The following is an 18,653-nucleotide window of genomic DNA, read 5'->3' as shown; positions in this document are numbered from 1 at the left end:
ATGAATATAGAAAGAATCATCAGAGCAATTGCTGGTACATTTATTTTGATAAGTATTCTACTGGCAATAAAAGTGAATATTAATTGGTTATGGTTTACAGCTTTTGTGGGAGCTAACTTATTACAATCTTCATTAACTAAATGGTGTTTAATGGAAGACATTTTAAAGAAGTTTTTCAGGGTAAAACAATGATGCTTATAGTTTAAATGTTTCCCTCAAGAAAGTACATTTTAATGTGCTTTCGATTTCCCTGGAACCGATTCAAATTTTTGAATCGGTTTCTTATTTAAGACCGAGCTTAAAATAATTATAAAAAAAGAGCAACTTTATTTGTTACTCTTTCTTTCATTATATTAGTGCTTTATAGCATAACTGGCTGCTTCACCTACTTCTTCTAAAAAATCAATTATTTTTTCAAAACTTTCTTTAATATCATTCATAATTATAATGTGTTTTTAAGTTATTATTTGTTTTGTAGTAAAGTACACATTAGAATCATGTTTTTTAGCTCATTTACTAAGAATCTTAACTCATTTTCAATTTTAACTTTATTTTTACAACCCTTAAACCGCTTAAATTTTAATCGATAAGAATGAGATCATTTTTTTCTAAATTTTTGAATAACTCTTTTATATAACTATTAATATTCTTTTGATTGTCTTTCGTATCTGTTACTTCAATTTCACTTCTCCAAAGTAATTCTCTCTCTTTTTCAGGACAAATACAGTATAACGATGTTTCTACGATATACACGGTGTAATCTTCTTCTTTTCCTTTTTCACGCAAATATTTATACTGGTTTCCATAATAGTAGTCTTCAAAAGTTTGATTGCTAGTCATAAATTGATGTACCATACTCGATGTGTAGTATCTTTTTTCGGTTCCTGTAACTTTTGTCAACAAAATTGCATCGAATTCAGCATTTAATAGCGTAGTTTCAATTTTGTTCAGTTCTTCAATGGTTTTTTTCTCCTTTGTAAATGAATCTTCAAAGAAATCAATACTTTTTACTGCTCTTACATTTTCATCTTCAAAAGCCCTGACTAAACTTTTCTCGAACTGCCCTCTTAGTTTAGAATCACCTTCTAATCCAATTATAAAAACTTTGTTTGATTCAAAAAAGCCAGTATCAGGGTTTTTATATTGATGTATCAAATGTGTTGTAGCGCAACTTGTAGTGATAAGCGCAATAACCATAATTATGAATAAATTTTTCATAGAATAACATTTAGTTAAGTATTCTTTTAAGTCCAAGAGCCAGGTTTCTCTCCATAATCGAAAAATCATTGTCAGTTTTAAATACTTCTTTCATTTGATTTGTTAATGATTGGATTTCGTCTTGTGAATAATTAAAATCATTAATAGTATTTACAATCTTTGTTATAGCTTCATAGTCATTATCATTTTTAAATTCTTCTTGCATTTTAAGATATGTATCTTCGGAAACTTTTTGCTTTATTAACTCAATTTCCTCTTCCGCTTCTTTTAAGTCAGCATTCATTGCATATATCAATAAGTACGCTTTAAATTCTTGACCATTCCAGTTTGTTTTTATTGTTGTAGAATTTTTCATAATAGTAAGTTTAGATTTAGGAGTTGTTAGAAATTTCTGTACTAAAATTACTCCAACAGCCTTGTTTTTAAAATGATATCTGTCAGTTTTCTATAAATTAACATTTGTGATAAAGAGTTTCTTAAAGAGTTTTTTACTGATATAAATCATTGTTGTAAAAAGTAGTTTATGGTAGTTTTATCCTATAGTAACGCAAACATATTAAGCAATGAAAAATATATTACTACCTATCGACTTCTCAAAAAATTCACTTGATGCTTTATTTTATACCATAAAGTTATTTAAAGATAGACCTTGCAATTTTTACATTCTCCACACATTTGAAGTGAAAACTCCACTTTTCACCAGCAGAATGAATAAGGAGAAAGGAAGACTAACGTATGAAAATAATCTAGAGTCAGTACAAGATAAATTCAATGATTTATTAATGGATATTGCAGAGATTCCAGAAGCAGAAAACCATTCGTTTGAAACATTAGCTATAACCAAACCATTAATTCAAACTATTCACAAAACAATAGAAATGAGAAATATTGATTTGGTAGTAATGGGAACAAAAGGAGCAAGTGGATTAAAAGAAGTATTATTTGGTAGTAACACAGTAAAAGTATTAAAATCAATATATCATACACCATTATTAATCGTTCCTGAGGAAGCTGATAAGTTTACATTAGATAAAATAGCATTTGCTACAGCTTTTAAAAATGGGTATAAAGAAAGTTCATTAGCTTTTCTTAGCATGCTTTGTAAACTGTTCAAGTCTGAATTAGAAATAGTTTATCTTGATGATCAAGAACCATTAACTTTAGAAGAAGCTGAAAACAAAAAGTATTTAGAGAACACTTTAGAAGGTGTTAATTTTAATTTTAAGTATGTAAATAAAACTAAATCTACAGAAAAACATATTAGAGAATATGTTGGTGGTTTAGATTTTGATCTTTTAGTTATGATTAAGTACGGACATGATGATTTTTATAATTGGACAAACGAACCGGTTATTAATAAATTAGGATATCGTACCAAGCTACCTTTTTTAATTCTACCAAATGAATAAACAATTTTAGTGTTGCTTATTATAAAAGTCAGATTAAGAACCCTAATAAATTAAAAATATGAGAGATACATGGACATTAGAAGAGCTGAAGGCATATGTACTTATTTATGCCATGAATGCCGATAAAAAAGAAACACCTGAGGAAATAGAAGTGATTAAGCGTTATATTAATCCTAAAACATTTGTAAAGATGCATAATGAGTTTAGTATTGATAAGCATCATCAAGGTATCCAAAAAATAAGTGATGCAATACAAAACCTCAATCTTACAAAAGATGAAATTCAGAATTTATTCTATGACATGGAAGAGGTTTTTAATGCTGATAAAGATTTTTCTATAGTAGAAAGAAATATTGCAATTGGATTAAAAAGGATTTTAGATTTTTAGAATAAGAACTATCTAAAATAGAAGCTAAACAATGTAAACTCTTAAATTAATTTCCTAATTATTTAGAATTAATTTGAGGGTTTTACCATAATACAAGCATTCATAAAGAAGTTATGTTTGTCAATATTTTCCAAGAAGAAATCATTTAATTCCTTTTCAGAGGTAATTTCACCTTTTAATAATTCTGGATTTACCTCATAAAATCGTAATGTATCTTTTTCAACTTCATAACCATAGAAAAGGTTATTTCCTTCTGGATTTGAAACGATGTTAATGATATTATATTCCTTAATTTTTAATGAATGCGCTTTTAGTTCTTCGTTCGTATCGAAAAGTAAACGATAGGTATAATCATCAATAGATTTTATAGTTAGTGTATCACTTTCTTGATTAATTATACAAGGTGTGGTCCAAATACCCAATAATTCGGTGTCTATTTTATCTTTTTTTGGAAGTCCAAATTTTGATTCTAATGTGCATCCTGTTAATACAAGTAATGCGAAGCCAATTTTTAAAACAGATTTAATCATTAGGTAAGTTTTTAATTTATATTAGGCAATTTCCTTCTTAAATTCAACACTTAGTTTTCCAAGTAAGATAAGTTCTGATTTGTTTTTTTGAGAAAAAGAACTTGCAATTTTTCCAGAAGTATCTAGGATTAATGCTTTTATTTCTGGTGTAAAAAAGTAAGAGTGATTCTGATAATACTCAATGAAATCTTCATAACAATCAGCGGAAGTTGCATTTTTACTATACAACCAATCAAATACAATTTCTATTTGATATACCGTATCTGTACCAAAAATGTCAAAAGTTTCATCTACTTGTAACCAATTTTCTTTAACCACCTTTTTTAAAGTCTTCACTTCTTCAGGCGCAACAATATTATCTGCCTTGGCGATAGCATAAAATATTTTGGCAATATTCTGATAAAAAGTAACATTAAGGTTCTTAGTCTTCATTTCTAAGTATTTAGTTACAAAACTATAGTAGCAAGAATGATTGATAAATGATAAAAGTCAGTTTGTCGTTTTTTTAGAAAGAACTTATCTTTACTCGAAATACTTTGATTAATGTTTTCAAAAGAAGATAAAGTTGTTTTTGATACCCTTTTTGAAGCTGTTTCCGAAGCAGTAATTGTAGTAGATGAGTTTCAGAAAATTGCGGTTGTAAATTCTTCTGCCGAAGAAATGTTTGGATATAAAAAGGAAGAATTATTGAACCAACATTTAGAAATTCTTATTCCTCAAAAATATAAACAACACCACGGAAGTCATTTTAAAAATTTTCTAGGTACAAAGGAAAAAAGACAAATGGGAACTGGTAGAGATTTATATGCCATGCATAAAGAAGGAAACGTTTTTCCGATTGAGGTAGGTTTGAACCCACTGGAAATTCAGGAGGAAAAATACATTATGGCATTGGTGGTAGATATTTCTTTAAGAAAACATCAGGAATTAGAAATTTTAGAGTTAAATACGAAGCTAGAAAATAAAGTAAAAGAGCGCACGAGAAATTTAAAAACAACTGTTGATGAATTAGAAAAAATCAACAGAGAGCTCGATGAGGAAAATAAAAAAAGAATAGAAGCCGAACAAAAGGCTAAAGTTGCTCTAAAAAAAGAAAGAGAATTAAACGAATTAAAAACTAAGTTTTTATCCCTAGTATCACATGAATTTAAAACGCCTTTGAGTGGCATTTTAACGTCTAGTATGTTATTAGCGAAATATAAACTTACTGAGCAGCAAGATAAAAGAGAAAAGCATTTATCTATTATCAACAATAAAGTTCATTACTTAAATAATATTTTGAACGATTTTCTTTCTATTGAAAAACTTGAAAAAGGTGAGGTGAATTACAATCTTTCAAGTTTTTGTGTGAAAAAAGCAATTGAAAAAACAATCGATAATTTAGGAATGTTACGTAAACAAGGACAAATTATTATTGTAGAAAGTGAGGTCGATGAAGCCATGATATATCACGATGAAAAAATCATGGAACTTACGTTGTCTAATTTACTAAGTAACGCGATAAAATATTCGCCAGAAAACGCAACAATTACCATTACCTTGTCACAAAATGAGCACGAAACTTTAATTCAGGTTATTGATAATGGATTCGGTATTCCTGAGAAAGATCAAAAAAATATTTTTCAACGTTATTTTAGAGCCGAAAATGTATTGCTTAATCAAGGAACAGGAATCGGATTGAATATTGTAAAAAGCCACCTAGAAAACTTAGGAGGAACAATTACATTTGTAAGTGAAGAAAACAAAGGTTCTGCTTTTACCATAAAATTACCAAATAAGGCCCAAATATGAAGACCATTTTATTAATTGAAGACGATGTTACATTAAGAGAAAATACCGAAGAATTATTAGAACTTTCAGGATATTATAATGTAATTACAGCAGCAAACGGAAAGTTGGGAGTAACAAAGGCAATTGAAGAAGTACCCGATATTATTGTATGTGATATCATGATGCCTGAATTGGATGGTTATGGAGTGTTAGAAAATTTATCACAAAACGAATCAACACAGTTTATTCCGTTTATTTTTTTATCTGCCAAAACAGAAAGAGGAGATATTCGAAAAGGAATGAATTTAGGTGCAGATGATTACATCACTAAACCTTTTACAGAAGAAGAATTACTGGAAGCTATTGAGAGCAGATTGGCAAAATCTTCAATTTTAAAAGAACGAAGAGAATCTGTAAAACCTGTAGAGGAAGAAGGAATAAGAAGTCTGAATGATCTGAAGAATTTCTTTGATGACAATGGAAAAGTTTTTGAGTTTAATACGGATGATATTGTGTATCAGGAAGGAGACAATTCCAACTATATTTTTTTAGTAACAAAAGGAGCCGTAAAATGTTCTAAGTTAAATGAACAAGGAAAAAACTTAACCACTTCATTATATAAAGAAGATGATTTATTTGGATATACATCTTTCTTGCAAAACCAACCATATCAAGAAACTGCTGTAGCAATCACAGATACAGAATTGGTCGGAATAAAAAAATCTGAATTAACAACAGTACTTCATAACAACCATAAAGTGGTACTAGAGTTGGTAGATTTACTTACCGATAATCTTACGGATGTTAAGGAACAATTACTAGATATGGCATATAATTCAGTTCACAAGAAAACAGCTGATACCTTACTAATGTTCGCTGAAAGAATTAACAGGAAACCTGACGATCCAATTAAAATTTCTCGTTACGATTTAGCAAGTGTTGCAGGTATAGCAACAGAAACTTTAATCAGAAGTATTTCTAAATTAAAAAAACAGGGGTTTATTGCTATTGAAGGTAGAAATATAAAGATTTTAGATCTGGAAGCTTTGAAATCTGTTGAATGATGATTTTTGTCATTTTTTAACTTATATTGTATAAATACTTTTATCATCACAAGTTTTAAGTGATTAAAAGTGTTTATTATGAAAAACATACTCTTTTTAACCGACTTTTCAGAGTCTTCAATGGAAGCAATTCATTATGTGTATAATTTGTTTTCAGCTGAAGAAAAAAACTACTTTATACTTAATGTTAGCAAAGCAGGAAGTTTATCATTATCAAAATTAATGACTAACGATAGTATTTATGACACCGTAATCCGAGATAATAAGGAAAAATTAAAGGTTATCAAGAGCACTCTTGAGAAGCAGTACAATACAAATTTTAAAGCAAGTATTCGTTTTAATAGTTTTGTAGATGCTGTTAAAGAATATGTTGCAAAACACAATATTGATTTAATCGTTTCTGGTTTTGATGGAGCAAATAGTATTGAAGAAAAAATATTCGGAAGTAATACACTTAATCTAATTCGTTCTTTAAAAACGGATACGATAATTGTTCCACAAGAAGTAACTCATACAAATCCAACCTCGGTACTATGTTTATTAGATGATCAAGATGATTTAAGCATTGTACTTAAAAATGATTTTTTAAAAGGCAAAAAACTTAGCATTATCCGTGTAATTAATAATGGTAATTATAGTGAAGCTAGTAAAGACCGTTTTTTGCTAAAAAATCTTCAAGAAATCGACTATAAAGTGATTACTAATATTCCAATGGAATATGTGAAATCTTATGAAATGCAAACAAAAAATATAGATTTATCAGTTCTTTTAGTAGAAGAATCTTCTGCTTTAGAACGCTTATTTACGGATAATTCTACTACTAAAATAAGCAAGAGCTTATTAAAACCAATTCTAATTTTACATCAATAAAAATTTTAAAATGAAAGGCATAAAAATTATTTTATCATTAGCCATAGGAGCAGCCGTTGTGTTTTCATGTAAGTCTAATCCAGTAAAAAAAGAAGAGGTTAATTCAACAACTGTGGATTCACTTGTTCAAGATGTTGAAACACCAATTATGGAAACGGAGTCCTTATATTTAAAAGGAAATGATTTAAAAGTTATTCCTATAAAGGAAGTAAAAGATGATGCTGTGGAGGCTCAAGAGTATCTTGAAAGTAGACGTTTTAGAAAAGAAACGGAAGGTTATATAATTGATTTTTGTTATCCATATTTGAAAGAAAGTATAAACCCAAAGTTCAAGCTTTTTAATCAGTATGTAATGAATGACCTTTTAAAATTACCTGAAATAGAGAAAAGTATTATTGAAAGTCAGGAATTACTATGTGATACTTCCAATGTTACCTTAAATACTGAACACAGAGTTGCCGATTATAAAGTTTTTCTTCAGAATAAAAAAGAGTTAAGTGTCTTGTTCTATTTAGAAAATCATTATACAAACACCAAAGCAACTTATTATACTTTTAAAACAGTCAACTTCGATATTGAAAAAGGAAAACTATTGAATTTTGATGACTTTTTTGCTGTTGAAGATTCTGAAGAAGTATTGGATATTGTGAATATGGAAATTAGTACTTCTATTAGAAATGGAGATATGTTTTACGAGTGTTTTACGGTGAGTAAAGAAGACTTCGAAAAAGCAAAAAACGATTTTGTTTTTAAAAATAAAAGCATCATATTTTATTTCAATGATTGCGTTATGTGTCCAGCATTTGTAGGTACATACGAGATTGAAATTCCACTAGAGCGTTTCAAACCAATATTGAAAAAAGAAATCATTGAGGAATTAGCTATTTAGTAGCTGATTTTTATCCTATAAGAACTAAAAAGCAAGATTTCCAAATCTTGCTTTTTTTATTGAAAAAACTTTTAATAAAAACGTCTAAACTGATTTATATCATTACATAAAATTCAAATAGTCCATAGCTTTGTTATAAACAAAAAAGGAAAGTATTATGGCAGATATTAATATTCAATTTATACGAATGAATACAAGTGAAAATCTAGAAGAATTCATTCTTAAGAAACTAGAAAAAATCACAAAGTTTTATCAAAACCTTATTGATATTAATGTGTACATCAAATATGAAAATAGCTCAGAAAACAAAGGAAGAATTTGTGAAGTAGAAATGAAGCAACCAGGTTTCCGTTTGTTTGCATCTGCAGATGAAAACGATTACCAAGTTGCTGTTACCAAAGCTGTAGATCAAATTAAAAGACAACTAGATAAACATAAAGCAGCTTAATTTCAATTATTCATCTTTAAAACTTACTAGAAATGAAAAACATTTTAATACCCACCGATTTTTCAAAGAATGCTACAGATGCGGCAAAATACACATTGAATTTGTTTGAAAATGAAAAATGTAAGTTTTATCATCTGCATTCTGTTGATGTTGAAGTTTCTCGACTGAATAATTTAACTCATAAGTTTACACAGTCTATAAGAGAAGAAGCTCTCATTAAATTAAATAAGTTAAAATCGTATTTCACAATTACCGATACAAAATTCAAGAATCGTCAAAAGACAATCTTAAGTTTTAGTAATCTAGTAGATGCGGTTAAGAATAATACAAAAAAGCACAACATCGATTTGGTAGTAATGGGTACTAAGGGAATGACAAGTTTACGTAAAATGTTTTTCGGAAGTAATGCAGTAAATGTGTTGAACAAAACAGAAGATTGTGCAACCTTAATTGTTCCAGATGAAATGGAGTTTAAAACCATTCATAAAATAGGTTTTCCAACAGATTTAAAATCGATTTCTCCGAAAGTTATTGAAGAAATGAAGTTTTTAGCAAAACTACATAATGCAACCATATTGATTATGCATATTATGGATGCTGAGAACCTTTCTGAAGATCAACGAGATAACTTGGAAAAATTAAAAAAGGAATTTGAAGGAGTTGATTATTACTTCCATATAATGCCTATGTACGATAAGATTGCAGAAGAAATTTTAGATTTTGTTGAAGATGCAGAGATTGATCTTTTAGCTATCACTAAAAATGAACATGGTTTTTTTGAAAAAATATTCAGAGAACCAGTAGTAGAAAAACTTGGGCACAAGATTACAATACCTTTAATGGTAGTACCTCAAGCAAGTTAGTTTTAAAAATACAGGAAAATGAGAACAGGAATTTGGTTAGATAAGCGTAATGCTTTTATCGTAAAAATAGAACAAGATGTAGAAAATTTAGTTGTTGTAAGGTCTGATGTTGACGATTTTAAAGTGTGGGGTGGTTCAGGAACTCGTTTTAAAGGAGGTCCGCAAGATGTTGTTCAAGACAGTAAATATTTAAAGAAGGAAAAACATCAATTAAAAAATTATTTTAATTCAATCCTTCACGAAATTGATGAAACAGATGAGCTGTTAATTATTGGTCCTGCTGAAGTGCCTCAATATTTTTATAAACATATAGAAACGGATAACAAAGATCTCTTTGAAAAAATTATAGCTTTAAAAAAAGAAGATAGTATGACAGAGAATCAAATTAAAGCTTATGTAAGAGACTTTTTTGTAAAAGAATTTGAAGTTTAATTCGTGTTAGTATTGCACGTAATTAGTTTTTAATAGTTGATAGTAGTAACAAACGTTGTGTTAGTGAAAGGGTTTAATCGAATTGGTTAAACCCTTTTTTTATTCTGAATTTATTTCAGAATCAAGAAATAGATTATAAAGATTACTTCATTTCATTCGTAATGACGTGATAGATGAAACCATTATTTTGAGAACCTTTATCCAGAATTTATTTTAAAGGATAGAGAATTTGCAATAGAAAATGAGTTTTAGTTCCAAATTGTCACTTCGAGTTGCTTTTATAAACCTAAAGTGAATAAAGGTTGTATCGAGAAGTATTTCAAGTTGAATGTATTTCAGAATCAATTACTATGCAATTGAGTTCAATCAGTTTAAACCGAATTAAACTTCAATTCAATTTAAAGCCTGACAAATATCATAGTTTATGATTGCAACAATTCAAATCTTTGCGCTGGTTAAATATATAATATGAAATCAACTTGTTACCATTGCGGAGACGAATGCCAACCGAAAACAACAATTACTTTTGACGAGAAAAGTTTCTGCTGTAACGGTTGTAAAACGGTTTACGAGATATTTTCATCAAACGATTTAACCTGCTATTACGATTTACAAAATAGCCCAGGAGCCACTCCAGAAGATATTAAAGGCAAATATGATTACTTAGAGAATGAAGATATTCTTGAAAAGCTACTAGAATTCAATGATGCTACTATTCAGGTGGTTAATTTATACATTCCACATATTCACTGTAGTTCTTGTATTTGGATTCTGGAGAACATGCAAAAACTGAATCCTGGCATTAAGAGTTCTCAAGTTAATTTTCCTAAAAAGAGTGTGAGAATATCCTTTGCTAAAGATGAAATTTCTCTGAAGCAAACGGTGGAGTTATTAAGTTCTATTGGTTATGAGCCTTACATTTCGTTAGAGGATTATAGTGCAGAAAATAAACAAGTAGATCGCAGCATTATTTACAAATTAGGAGTAGCGGGATTTGCTTTCGGAAACGTGATGCTAATGTCGTTTCCAGAATATTTTGAAGTAAACGAGTTTTGGCTGGAGCAATACAAACACATGTTTCGTTGGTTGATGTTCGCTTTTTCATTACCGGTAGTATTTTACGCGGCACAAGACTATTTTATCTCGGCTTATAAAGGAATTCGCTCAAAACTATTAAATATCGATATTCCAATAGCATTGGGAATCATCGTACTGTTTATTCGAAGTTCTGCGGAAATTATTTTAGATATAGGAAGTGGTTTCTTCGATAGTTTAACAGGATTGGTTTTCTTTTTATTATTAGGGAAATTCTTTCAACAAAAAACCTACAGCTATTTATCATTTGAACGCGATTACAAATCGTATTTCCCAATCGCTGTTACCAAAATTGCAGGGAATAATCAGGAAGAGAATATTCAAATTTTTGATATCCAAAAAGGAGATCGATTGTTAATCCGTAATCAAGAAATCATTCCCGTAGATAGTGTGCTAATGAGTAAACATACCGAGATCGATTATAGTTTTGTAACAGGTGAAGCTGTTCCAATAGCAAAACAATCGGGAGATAAATTATTCGCAGGTGGAAAACAGGTTTCAGGTGCCATTGAAATTGAAGCCATGCATGCGGTAGAGCAAAGTTACTTAACGCAATTATGGAGTAACGATGTGTTTAAAAAAGACAAGCTTTCATCTTACACAAGTATCACTAATAAAATTAGTAAGCACTTTACAGTAATTGTATTATCAATTGCTGTATTGGCAAGTTTATTTTGGTTTGTTACCGATGCTTCAAAAGTATTGAATGTATTTACAGCAGTATTAATCATTGCTTGTCCTTGTGCAATTGCATTGGCTGCTCCATTTACATTGGGGAATATGCTGCACATTTTCGGAAAGCAAAAATTCTATTTGAAGAACGCTTCAGTGATAGAACGCTTGGCAGAGATCAATGCGTTGGTTTTTGATAAAACAGGAACCCTAACTACCAATAAAGACACAGCAATTCGATACGAAGGAACTGAGTTGAACAATGAAGAAAAAGTTCAACTAAAATCGACTTTACGAACCTCAAATCATCCATTAAGTAGAACGATATATAATTCTCTTGCTACAGTAGAAACGATGGCTCCAAAAATGGTAAAAGAACATGTAGGAAAAGGAATTGAAGCAGTGGTAAATGATACGTTAGTAAAAGTAGGTTCAGCCCCTTTTGTGAAAAATGAAGGAAATCATAATGCTGATACTTCTGTTCACATAAGCATGCAAAACGATTATAAAGGAAAGTTTACTTTAAAAAATAGCTATCGTAAAGATGTAGACACTGTATTCAATGAATTTTCTAACTATGATCTTTCGGTGGTTTCTGGGGATAATGACGGAGAACAAAAACGATTGGAGGCATTGTTGCCAAAATACACGAAGTTAGTTTTCAATCAAAAACCTGAAGACAAATTAAAATACATTGCTTCTCTACAGGAAAAAAATAAGAAAGTTGCCATGATTGGAGATGGATTGAATGATGCTGGAGCCTTGCAACAAAGTGATGTGGGTGTTGCCATTTCGGAAGATATCAATGTGTTTTCGCCAGCTTGTGATGCCATTTTAGATGCGAAGAAGTTTCAGCAATTACCAGCTTTTGTAAAAGCATCAAAGCAAGCGATTCAAATTATTCATTATTGTTTTATTATTTCTATATTTTACAATGTTATCGGATTGTATTTTGCCGTAACCGGACAATTATCTCCTGTTATTGCGGCAATTTTAATGCCGTTAAGTTCAATTAGTATTGTAGTATTTACTACCATTGCAACGAATATTTTAGGAAGAAAAATCAAATAATGAATATGGAAATACATAAATATATCGATCATACTTTGTTAAAAGCTACAGCAACAGAATCAGAAATTATAACACTTTGCTCAGAAGCAAAACAACACAATTTTTATGCAGTATGTGTTAATGGTTCTTATGTAGAATTAGCAGCAGAAGAATTAACAGAAACCAATGTGAAAGTTGCAGCGGTTATCGGTTTTCCTTTGGGCGCAATGACAACAGAAGCAAAGGTTTTTGAAGCGAAAGATTGTATTAAAAACGGAGCATCAGAAATTGATATGGTCATTAATGTTGGAAAGTTATTAGAGGGAGCTTTTGACTATGTAGAAAACGAAATCCGATTAATCAAAGAAGGAATAGGAGAGAACATTTTGAAAGTCATTTTTGAGAACTGTTATTTAAGCAAAGAGCAAATTCAAAAGGTGAGTGAATTAGCATTGAAAGCTGGAGCTGATTTTATTAAAACATCTACAGGATTCGGAACTGGCGGAGCAACTTTTGATGATGTTCAATTGATGAAAGATGTAGTAAAAGATAAAGTACAAATTAAAGCTGCTGGAGGAATACGAGATATCGCAACAGCAAAGAAATATATTGAAATGGGAGTAACTCGATTAGGAACATCATCAGGTGTTGCGTTAGTTACTTCAGGGTTTTCAGATTCAAAAGGGTATTAACAATTCGTTAATTCGAGGTAATAAGAACCAACAAAAAAACAAATAAAAATGAGCGTACACATAGAAGCAAAAAAAGGAGATATCGCGGAAACAGTACTATTACCAGGCGATCCGATGAGAGCAAAATGGATTGCTGAAACTTTTTTAGAAAATCCAATTCGCTATAATGATGTACGCGGAATGTTAGGATTTACAGGAACCTATAATGGAAAGCGAGTTTCGGTACAAGGAACCGGAATGGGAATTCCGTCTGCGTTAATCTATGCACATGAACTCATCAATGAATACGGAGTGAAAAACTTAATTCGCGTAGGTTCAGCAGGTTCTTATCAAAAGGAAGTCAAGATTCGTGATATCGTTATTGCGATGGCGGCCTCTACAAACTCGGGATTAAATACAATTCGTTTTAACGGTGCAGATTATGCTCCAACAGCGAGTTTTGAATTGTTTCAAAAAGCAATTGAAGTTGCTAAAGAAAAAAACATACCATTAAAAGCTGGAAACATTTTAAGTTCTGATGAATTTTATGCTGATGAGTTTGAGAGTTATAAAAAGTGGGCAGATTATGGCGTGTTATGTGTTGAAATGGAAACAAACGGACTATACACAGTTGCGGCTAAACATAAAGTAAACGCGTTAAGCATTTTAACAATTTCGGATAGCTTAGTTACCAAAGAAAGAACTACCGCAGACGAACGAGAACAAACCTTTAAAGAAATGATTGAGATTGCTTTAGAATTGGCATAAACTTTACAAAGCAAAACGAAAAGAAATACCGATATGAAATCACTGATTCAAAAATATAATATTCCAGGTCCACGTTACACCAGTTATCCAACAGTTCCGTATTGGGATGCTGATACCTTTTCAAAAGAAAAATGGATAGAAAGTTTCAAACTATCTTTTCAGGAAAGTAATACGAAAGAAGGAATTAGTTTATACATTCATTTACCATTTTGTGAGAGCTTGTGTACCTTTTGTGCTTGTCATAAACACATCACCAAACGTCACGAAGTAGAAGAACCGTACATCAATACATTATTAAAAGAATGGGAGTTGTACAAAGCTCACATGAATGAAGCTCCAGTGATCAAAGAAATTCATTTAGGTGGTGGAACTCCAACATTTTTCGCAAGTAGTCAATTGCAGAAATTGATGAACGGATTATTAGAAGGAAGTATCAAACATCCTGATTTTGAATTTAGTTTTGAAGGACATCCGAACAATACAACCAGTGAACAATTACAAGCCTTGTACGATGTTGGGTTTACTCGTGTCAGTTATGGAGTACAAGATTATAATCCTCAAGTTCAAAAAGCGATTCACAGAATTCAGTCGTACGAACAAGTACAATTAGTTACGGAATGGGCTAGAGAAATAGGGTATACTTCAGTGAGTCACGATTTAATTTTTGGATTACCATTTCAAACAAAGGAAAGTATTACCGACACCATTTTAAAAACTAAAGAATTATTGCCTGATCGTATTTCTTTTTACAGTTATGCACATGTGCCTTGGGTAAAGGGAGTTGGGCAACGCGGATTCAGTGAAGAGCATTTACCGAAAGATGATGAGAAACGAGCGTTGTATGAATTAGGAAAACAATTGTTAACGGATATTGGTTATATCGAAATTGGAATGGATCATTTTGCCTTACCATCGGATTCTTTATACAAAGCTACAGAAGAGCAAACTTTACACCGTAACTTCATGGGATATACGTCGAGCAAAACGCAATTAATGATTGGCTTAGGTATGTCATCTATAAGTGATTCTTGGTACGGATTTGCTCAAAATGTAAAAACGGTAAAAGAGTATCAATCGTTGGTTGAACAAGGAGAAATTCCAGTTTTCCGAGGACATATCTTAACGGACGAAGATTTAGTTATTCGCAAGCATATTTTAAACATCATGTGTCATTTTCAAACAGATTGGAAACAAGAAAATGAGATGTTCAAAGAGTTGCCACAGTCTTTAACACTATTAGAAGAAATCGCTGCGGATGAGTTAATAGATATCAACAACAACTCCATTCAAGTACGAAAAGAAGCACGTCCCTTCATTAGAAATATCTGCATGGCTTTTGATATGCGATTGCAACGAAAACAACCGGAAACAAAGTTGTTTTCTATGACGATATAGGTTTATTCTGTCCCGAAGTTTCGGGATTTTCAGAATCAATTATGAATTCTTAATTACGATTTAATACCTCATTACGAGACTTGTGCCAAATTTAGTTTGGTAACAGAACGAAGTAATCTTTTTCTTTTGAATGGGTATTACTTCACTTCATTTTATTCTGTTTGCAAATACGTATGGATGGATATAAGGTCATACAGAGATTGAACCTTAAAACCCACCGCAAGGAACGGAAAAAATGAAAAGCTGTTTGAACACGACCAACGGAAGTGTGAGTTCTTTTCATTTCGTTTCGAGGATGAGGTTTTAAGAGAGAAAGTCGATGCAGACTAGATTTTTTTGCTTCTTTTTTCATCAATGGAAAAAAGAATGAAGAAGATGTTTTAAAAAAGATAGATTGCTTCACTCCATTCTACTCCGTTCGCAATGAATCATAATTTAAACTTCCAAAGCCCCATCCTTTCAATTCCTAATTGATTAATGAAAATTTCCCAAACATGACCGATGTCATAGTAAAAAGTATAATGGTAGAATACATTTGATCCGTAATTAAGATTCAACAACATGGGAGTGATTTATGTAATGCTTACGGCCAGTGTAATTGTAGCGATTGTGTTTTTTATCGCCTTCATTGTAAGTGTGAAAAGAGGACAGTATGATGATACCTATACACCTTCCGTAAGAATGTTGTTTGATGACGAGTTAATCACAGAGAAAACTAACAAAGAATAGATATTTAATCATTTTAATTATGGAGATGCAACAATTTTATTACGATAACAAAATCGTGAAAAAATTTATCTACGCAACCTTACTATGGGGAATAGTAGGGTTTTCAGTAGGATTACTTTTAGCGTTTATGTTCTTATTTCCCAATATTACCGATGGAATTTCCTGGTTAAGTTTTGGTCGTTTACGTCCATTACATACCAATGCGGTAATTTTTGCATTTGTAGGTAATGCTATTTATGCGGGAGTGTATTATTCGTTACAACGCTTGTTAAAAACAAGAATGGCCAGCGACTTGCTGAGTAACATTAATTTCTGGGGTTGGCAGTTGATTATTGTTGCAGCCGCTATTACTTTACCTTTAGGATATACCACTTCTAAAGAGTACGCAGAGTTAGAATGGCCAATTGATATCGCCATTGCTTTGGTATGGGTAGTATTTGGTGTAAACATGATTTGGACGATTTTAAAACGTCGTCAACGTCACTTATATGTAGCGATATGGTTCTACCTAGCAACTTTTGTTACGGTGGCAGTATTACACATTTTTAATAGTTTAGAATTGCCTGTAAGCGGATTAAAAAGTTACTCTGTATATGCGGGAGTTCAAGATGCATTAGTACAATGGTGGTACGGACATAATGCGGTAGCATTTTTCTTAACAACACCGTTTTTAGGATTGATGTATTACTTTGTTCCGAAAGCTGCTAACAGACCCGTTTACTCGTATCGTTTATCGATTATTCACTTCTGGTCGTTAATTTTTATTTACATCTGGGCAGGTCCTCACCATTTATTATATACAGCCTTACCAAACTGGGCACAAAACTTAGGTGTGGTATTCTCAATTATGCTAATCGCACCGTCATGGGGAGGAATGATCAATGGATTATTAACACTTCGTGGAACTTGGGATAAAGTACGTCAAGATCCTGTGTTGAAATTCATGGTAGTAGCCATTACAGGATACGGTATGGCAACCTTTGAAGGTCCGATGTTATCGTTAAAAAATGTAAATGCGATTGCACACTTCACCGATTGGATTATTGCACACGTTCACGTAGGAGCTTTAGCTTGGAACGGATTTATGACTTTCGGTATGATTTATTGGTTAGTACCAAAGTTATTCAAGACTAAATTATTCTCTAGAAAGTTAGCCAACTTCCATTTCTGGATTGGAACTTTAGGAATTGTAATTTATACCTTACCAATGTATGTAGCAGGATTTGTACAAGCGTTTATGTGGAAACAATTCAATCCTGATGGAACATTAACCTATGGAAACTTCCTTGAAACAGTTCAAGAAATTGTACCAATGTATTGGATTCGTGCGATCGGAGGAAGTTTATACATTGTTGGAGCGATTGTAATGTTATATAACATTGTAAAAACAGTAAAAAGAGGAGAAGAAGTAACAGATGATTTAGCAGAAGCAGCTCCGTTAACAAAAGTTTCTAAATATAGAACAAAAGGAGAAACTTGGCATACTTGGTTAGAGCGTAAGCCGATCAAATTAACCATCTACGCAACGATAGCAATTCTTATTGGAGGATTGATTCAGATTGTGCCAACCTTAATGGTCAAATCTAACATTCCATATATCGAGGAAGTAAAACCATACAGTGCTTTAGAATTAGAAGGTAGAGATATTTATATCTCAAACGGATGTGTGTCGTGTCACTCACAAATGATTCGTCCTTTTAGAAGTGAAGTAGAACGTTATGGTGAATACTCTAAGGCTGGTGAATTTGTGTACGATCATCCATTCTTATGGGGAAGTAAGCGTACTGGTCCAGATTTACATCGTATTGGAGGAAAGTACAACGATAACTGGCACTTTAACCATATGTATGATCCACAGAGTACATCACCAGGATCTATCATGCCAGCTTACCAATGGATTATCAAGAATAAGTTAGATAAATCGCAAACAGAAGCAAAAATGCGTGCGATGGTAAAACTAGGTGTTCCGTATACCGATGAAGATATTGCCAATGCGCAAAAGAGTATGGATGAGCAAGGAATGCAAATTCAGCAAAACTTATACAACGACCCTGATTTTGTTCAGAATTATGAGGACAGTAAGAAGTATGCAGAACAAAATGGATTGCCTTTCGTGGAAATGAAAGACAGAGAGATTGTAGCATTGATTGCCTATATCCAAAGATTAGGTGTAGATATTAAAGTAAAAGACGTTAAGGATAAACTTTCAAAAAAATAGAGCGATGTTAAAATTTGTAAAGAATCATTTAGAGAGTATCACAGGAATAGAGATTTATCCGATAATTTCCTTAACCATATTTTTTACCTTTTTCGTTTTGTTATTCTGGTGGGTAGCAACGGCAAAAAAAGAGTATATCAATAAAGTAAGCAATTTACCATTAGACAATTAAAC

Annotated in this window: 21 protein-coding genes; 17 read left to right on the top strand and 4 right to left on the bottom strand. The window is 31.5% G+C overall.

Going from position 1 to position 18,653, the window contains the following annotated elements; genetic code table 11:
* On the top strand, positions 1-192 hold the full coding sequence (locus ACOSP6_RS04090) for a YgaP family membrane protein (protein WP_422094219.1): 192 nt from the start codon (positions 1-3) through the stop codon (positions 190-192).
* A 387-nt stretch (positions 193-579) separates the two neighbouring features.
* On the opposite strand, the gene ACOSP6_RS04085 is transcribed toward ACOSP6_RS04090, so the two are convergent.
* Positions 580-1,218 carry a hypothetical protein gene (locus ACOSP6_RS04085; protein ID WP_422094220.1) on the bottom strand — a complete coding sequence of 213 codons (639 nt, stop codon included), beginning with the start codon at positions 1,216-1,218 and terminating at the stop codon, positions 580-582.
* A gap of 10 nt (positions 1,219-1,228) precedes the next feature.
* Entirely contained in the window at positions 1,229-1,573 is a 345-nt protein-coding gene (locus ACOSP6_RS04080) for a hypothetical protein (protein WP_422094221.1), read from the bottom strand.
* A 208-nt stretch (positions 1,574-1,781) separates the two neighbouring features.
* On the opposite strand from ACOSP6_RS04080, the gene ACOSP6_RS04075 reads away from it, so the two are divergent.
* Complete coding sequence (locus tag ACOSP6_RS04075) at positions 1,782-2,627, top strand: universal stress protein (RefSeq protein ID WP_422094222.1); 846 nt, start codon at positions 1,782-1,784, stop codon at positions 2,625-2,627.
* Positions 2,628-2,685: 58 nt separating this feature from the next.
* Positions 2,686-3,015 (top strand): hypothetical protein, encoded by a 330-nt coding sequence (locus ACOSP6_RS04070; RefSeq protein ID WP_422094223.1) that lies wholly within the window; start codon positions 2,686-2,688, stop codon positions 3,013-3,015.
* A 68-nt stretch (positions 3,016-3,083) separates the two neighbouring features.
* Here ACOSP6_RS04070 and ACOSP6_RS04065 read toward each other — a convergent pair whose 3' ends face one another.
* Positions 3,084-3,545, bottom strand: coding sequence for a hypothetical protein (locus ACOSP6_RS04065; RefSeq protein WP_422094224.1), 462 nt, complete (start codon positions 3,543-3,545; stop codon positions 3,084-3,086).
* Between the two features lie 21 nt (positions 3,546-3,566).
* Positions 3,567-3,977, bottom strand: coding sequence for a hypothetical protein (locus ACOSP6_RS04060; protein ID WP_422094225.1), 411 nt, complete (start codon positions 3,975-3,977; stop codon positions 3,567-3,569).
* A gap of 111 nt (positions 3,978-4,088) precedes the next feature.
* On the opposite strand from ACOSP6_RS04060, the gene ACOSP6_RS04055 reads away from it, so the two are divergent.
* The 14 genes from ACOSP6_RS04055 (at position 4,089) to ACOSP6_RS03990 (ending at position 18,651) form a co-directional block, all read left to right on the top strand.
* Positions 4,089-5,336 carry a PAS domain-containing sensor histidine kinase gene (locus tag ACOSP6_RS04055; RefSeq protein ID WP_422094226.1) on the top strand — a complete coding sequence of 416 codons (1,248 nt, stop codon included), beginning with the start codon at positions 4,089-4,091 and terminating at the stop codon, positions 5,334-5,336.
* Positions 5,333-6,379: a response regulator gene (locus ACOSP6_RS04050; RefSeq protein WP_422094227.1), complete on the top strand. Its 1,047-nt coding sequence runs from the start codon at positions 5,333-5,335 to the stop codon at positions 6,377-6,379. Before ACOSP6_RS04055 ends, ACOSP6_RS04050 begins: the two co-directional genes overlap by 4 nt.
* Before the next feature lie 78 nt (positions 6,380-6,457).
* On the top strand, positions 6,458-7,249 hold the full coding sequence (locus ACOSP6_RS04045) for a universal stress protein (RefSeq protein ID WP_422094228.1): 792 nt from the start codon (positions 6,458-6,460) through the stop codon (positions 7,247-7,249).
* A 10-nt stretch (positions 7,250-7,259) separates the two neighbouring features.
* Positions 7,260-8,138 carry an RsiV family protein gene (locus tag ACOSP6_RS04040; RefSeq protein WP_422094229.1) on the top strand — a complete coding sequence of 293 codons (879 nt, stop codon included), beginning with the start codon at positions 7,260-7,262 and terminating at the stop codon, positions 8,136-8,138.
* A gap of 157 nt (positions 8,139-8,295) precedes the next feature.
* Positions 8,296-8,586 carry a ribosome hibernation-promoting factor, HPF/YfiA family gene (gene hpf / locus ACOSP6_RS04035; RefSeq protein ID WP_422094230.1) on the top strand — a complete coding sequence of 97 codons (291 nt, stop codon included), beginning with the start codon at positions 8,296-8,298 and terminating at the stop codon, positions 8,584-8,586.
* A gap of 32 nt (positions 8,587-8,618) precedes the next feature.
* On the top strand, positions 8,619-9,449 hold the full coding sequence (locus ACOSP6_RS04030; protein ID WP_422094231.1) for a universal stress protein: 831 nt from the start codon (positions 8,619-8,621) through the stop codon (positions 9,447-9,449).
* Positions 9,450-9,467: 18 nt separating this feature from the next.
* Positions 9,468-9,881 (top strand): hypothetical protein, encoded by a 414-nt coding sequence (locus ACOSP6_RS04025; RefSeq protein ID WP_422094232.1) that lies wholly within the window; start codon positions 9,468-9,470, stop codon positions 9,879-9,881.
* A gap of 468 nt (positions 9,882-10,349) precedes the next feature.
* Positions 10,350-12,719, top strand: a complete 2,370-nt coding sequence (locus ACOSP6_RS04020; protein ID WP_422094233.1) for a heavy metal translocating P-type ATPase — start codon at positions 10,350-10,352, stop codon at positions 12,717-12,719.
* A gap of 5 nt (positions 12,720-12,724) precedes the next feature.
* Positions 12,725-13,390, top strand: coding sequence for a deoxyribose-phosphate aldolase (deoC, locus tag ACOSP6_RS04015; protein WP_422094234.1), 666 nt, complete (start codon positions 12,725-12,727; stop codon positions 13,388-13,390).
* A gap of 48 nt (positions 13,391-13,438) precedes the next feature.
* Positions 13,439-14,137 (top strand): purine-nucleoside phosphorylase, encoded by a 699-nt coding sequence (gene deoD / locus ACOSP6_RS04010; protein ID WP_422094235.1) that lies wholly within the window; start codon positions 13,439-13,441, stop codon positions 14,135-14,137.
* A 33-nt stretch (positions 14,138-14,170) separates the two neighbouring features.
* Positions 14,171-15,532 carry an oxygen-independent coproporphyrinogen III oxidase gene (gene hemN / locus ACOSP6_RS04005; RefSeq protein WP_422094236.1) on the top strand — a complete coding sequence of 454 codons (1,362 nt, stop codon included), beginning with the start codon at positions 14,171-14,173 and terminating at the stop codon, positions 15,530-15,532.
* 561 nt (positions 15,533-16,093) lie between these two features.
* Complete coding sequence (gene ccoS / locus ACOSP6_RS04000; RefSeq protein ID WP_348712683.1) at positions 16,094-16,261, top strand: cbb3-type cytochrome oxidase assembly protein CcoS; 168 nt, start codon at positions 16,094-16,096, stop codon at positions 16,259-16,261.
* Between the two features lie 19 nt (positions 16,262-16,280).
* Entirely contained in the window at positions 16,281-18,479 is a 2,199-nt protein-coding gene (ccoN, locus tag ACOSP6_RS03995) for a cytochrome-c oxidase, cbb3-type subunit I (protein WP_422094237.1), read from the top strand.
* A gap of 4 nt (positions 18,480-18,483) precedes the next feature.
* A complete protein-coding gene (locus ACOSP6_RS03990; protein WP_132794592.1) occupies positions 18,484-18,651 on the top strand; it encodes a CcoQ/FixQ family Cbb3-type cytochrome c oxidase assembly chaperone in 168 nt (55 codons plus the stop codon).
* Positions 18,652-18,653: the final 2 nt, after the last annotated feature.

Source organism: Tenacibaculum sp. MEBiC06402, from assembly GCF_049239625.1.
GTDB lineage: Bacteria > Bacteroidota > Bacteroidia > Flavobacteriales > Flavobacteriaceae > Polaribacter.
Note: the sequence above shows the minus strand (reverse complement) of the source record. Positions and strands in the feature narration are given on the sequence as shown.

Coding starts and splice junctions, on each gene's coding strand:
- ACOSP6_RS04090 (WP_422094219.1), top strand. CDS start 1: ATGAATATAGAAAGAATCATCAGAGCAATTGCTGGTACATTTATTTTG.
- ACOSP6_RS04085 (WP_422094220.1), bottom strand. CDS start 1,218: ATGAAAAATTTATTCATAATTATGGTTATTGCGCTTATCACTACAAGT.
- ACOSP6_RS04080 (WP_422094221.1), bottom strand. CDS start 1,573: ATGAAAAATTCTACAACAATAAAAACAAACTGGAATGGTCAAGAATTT.
- ACOSP6_RS04075 (WP_422094222.1), top strand. CDS start 1,782: ATGAAAAATATATTACTACCTATCGACTTCTCAAAAAATTCACTTGAT.
- ACOSP6_RS04070 (WP_422094223.1), top strand. CDS start 2,686: ATGAGAGATACATGGACATTAGAAGAGCTGAAGGCATATGTACTTATT.
- ACOSP6_RS04065 (WP_422094224.1), bottom strand. CDS start 3,545: ATGATTAAATCTGTTTTAAAAATTGGCTTCGCATTACTTGTATTAACA.
- ACOSP6_RS04060 (WP_422094225.1), bottom strand. CDS start 3,977: ATGAAGACTAAGAACCTTAATGTTACTTTTTATCAGAATATTGCCAAA.
- ACOSP6_RS04055 (WP_422094226.1), top strand. CDS start 4,089: ATGTTTTCAAAAGAAGATAAAGTTGTTTTTGATACCCTTTTTGAAGCT.
- ACOSP6_RS04050 (WP_422094227.1), top strand. CDS start 5,333: ATGAAGACCATTTTATTAATTGAAGACGATGTTACATTAAGAGAAAAT.
- ACOSP6_RS04045 (WP_422094228.1), top strand. CDS start 6,458: ATGAAAAACATACTCTTTTTAACCGACTTTTCAGAGTCTTCAATGGAA.
- ACOSP6_RS04040 (WP_422094229.1), top strand. CDS start 7,260: ATGAAAGGCATAAAAATTATTTTATCATTAGCCATAGGAGCAGCCGTT.
- hpf (WP_422094230.1), top strand. CDS start 8,296: ATGGCAGATATTAATATTCAATTTATACGAATGAATACAAGTGAAAAT.
- ACOSP6_RS04030 (WP_422094231.1), top strand. CDS start 8,619: ATGAAAAACATTTTAATACCCACCGATTTTTCAAAGAATGCTACAGAT.
- ACOSP6_RS04025 (WP_422094232.1), top strand. CDS start 9,468: ATGAGAACAGGAATTTGGTTAGATAAGCGTAATGCTTTTATCGTAAAA.
- ACOSP6_RS04020 (WP_422094233.1), top strand. CDS start 10,350: ATGAAATCAACTTGTTACCATTGCGGAGACGAATGCCAACCGAAAACA.
- deoC (WP_422094234.1), top strand. CDS start 12,725: ATGGAAATACATAAATATATCGATCATACTTTGTTAAAAGCTACAGCA.
- deoD (WP_422094235.1), top strand. CDS start 13,439: ATGAGCGTACACATAGAAGCAAAAAAAGGAGATATCGCGGAAACAGTA.
- hemN (WP_422094236.1), top strand. CDS start 14,171: ATGAAATCACTGATTCAAAAATATAATATTCCAGGTCCACGTTACACC.
- ccoS (WP_348712683.1), top strand. CDS start 16,094: ATGGGAGTGATTTATGTAATGCTTACGGCCAGTGTAATTGTAGCGATT.
- ccoN (WP_422094237.1), top strand. CDS start 16,281: ATGGAGATGCAACAATTTTATTACGATAACAAAATCGTGAAAAAATTT.
- ACOSP6_RS03990 (WP_132794592.1), top strand. CDS start 18,484: ATGTTAAAATTTGTAAAGAATCATTTAGAGAGTATCACAGGAATAGAG.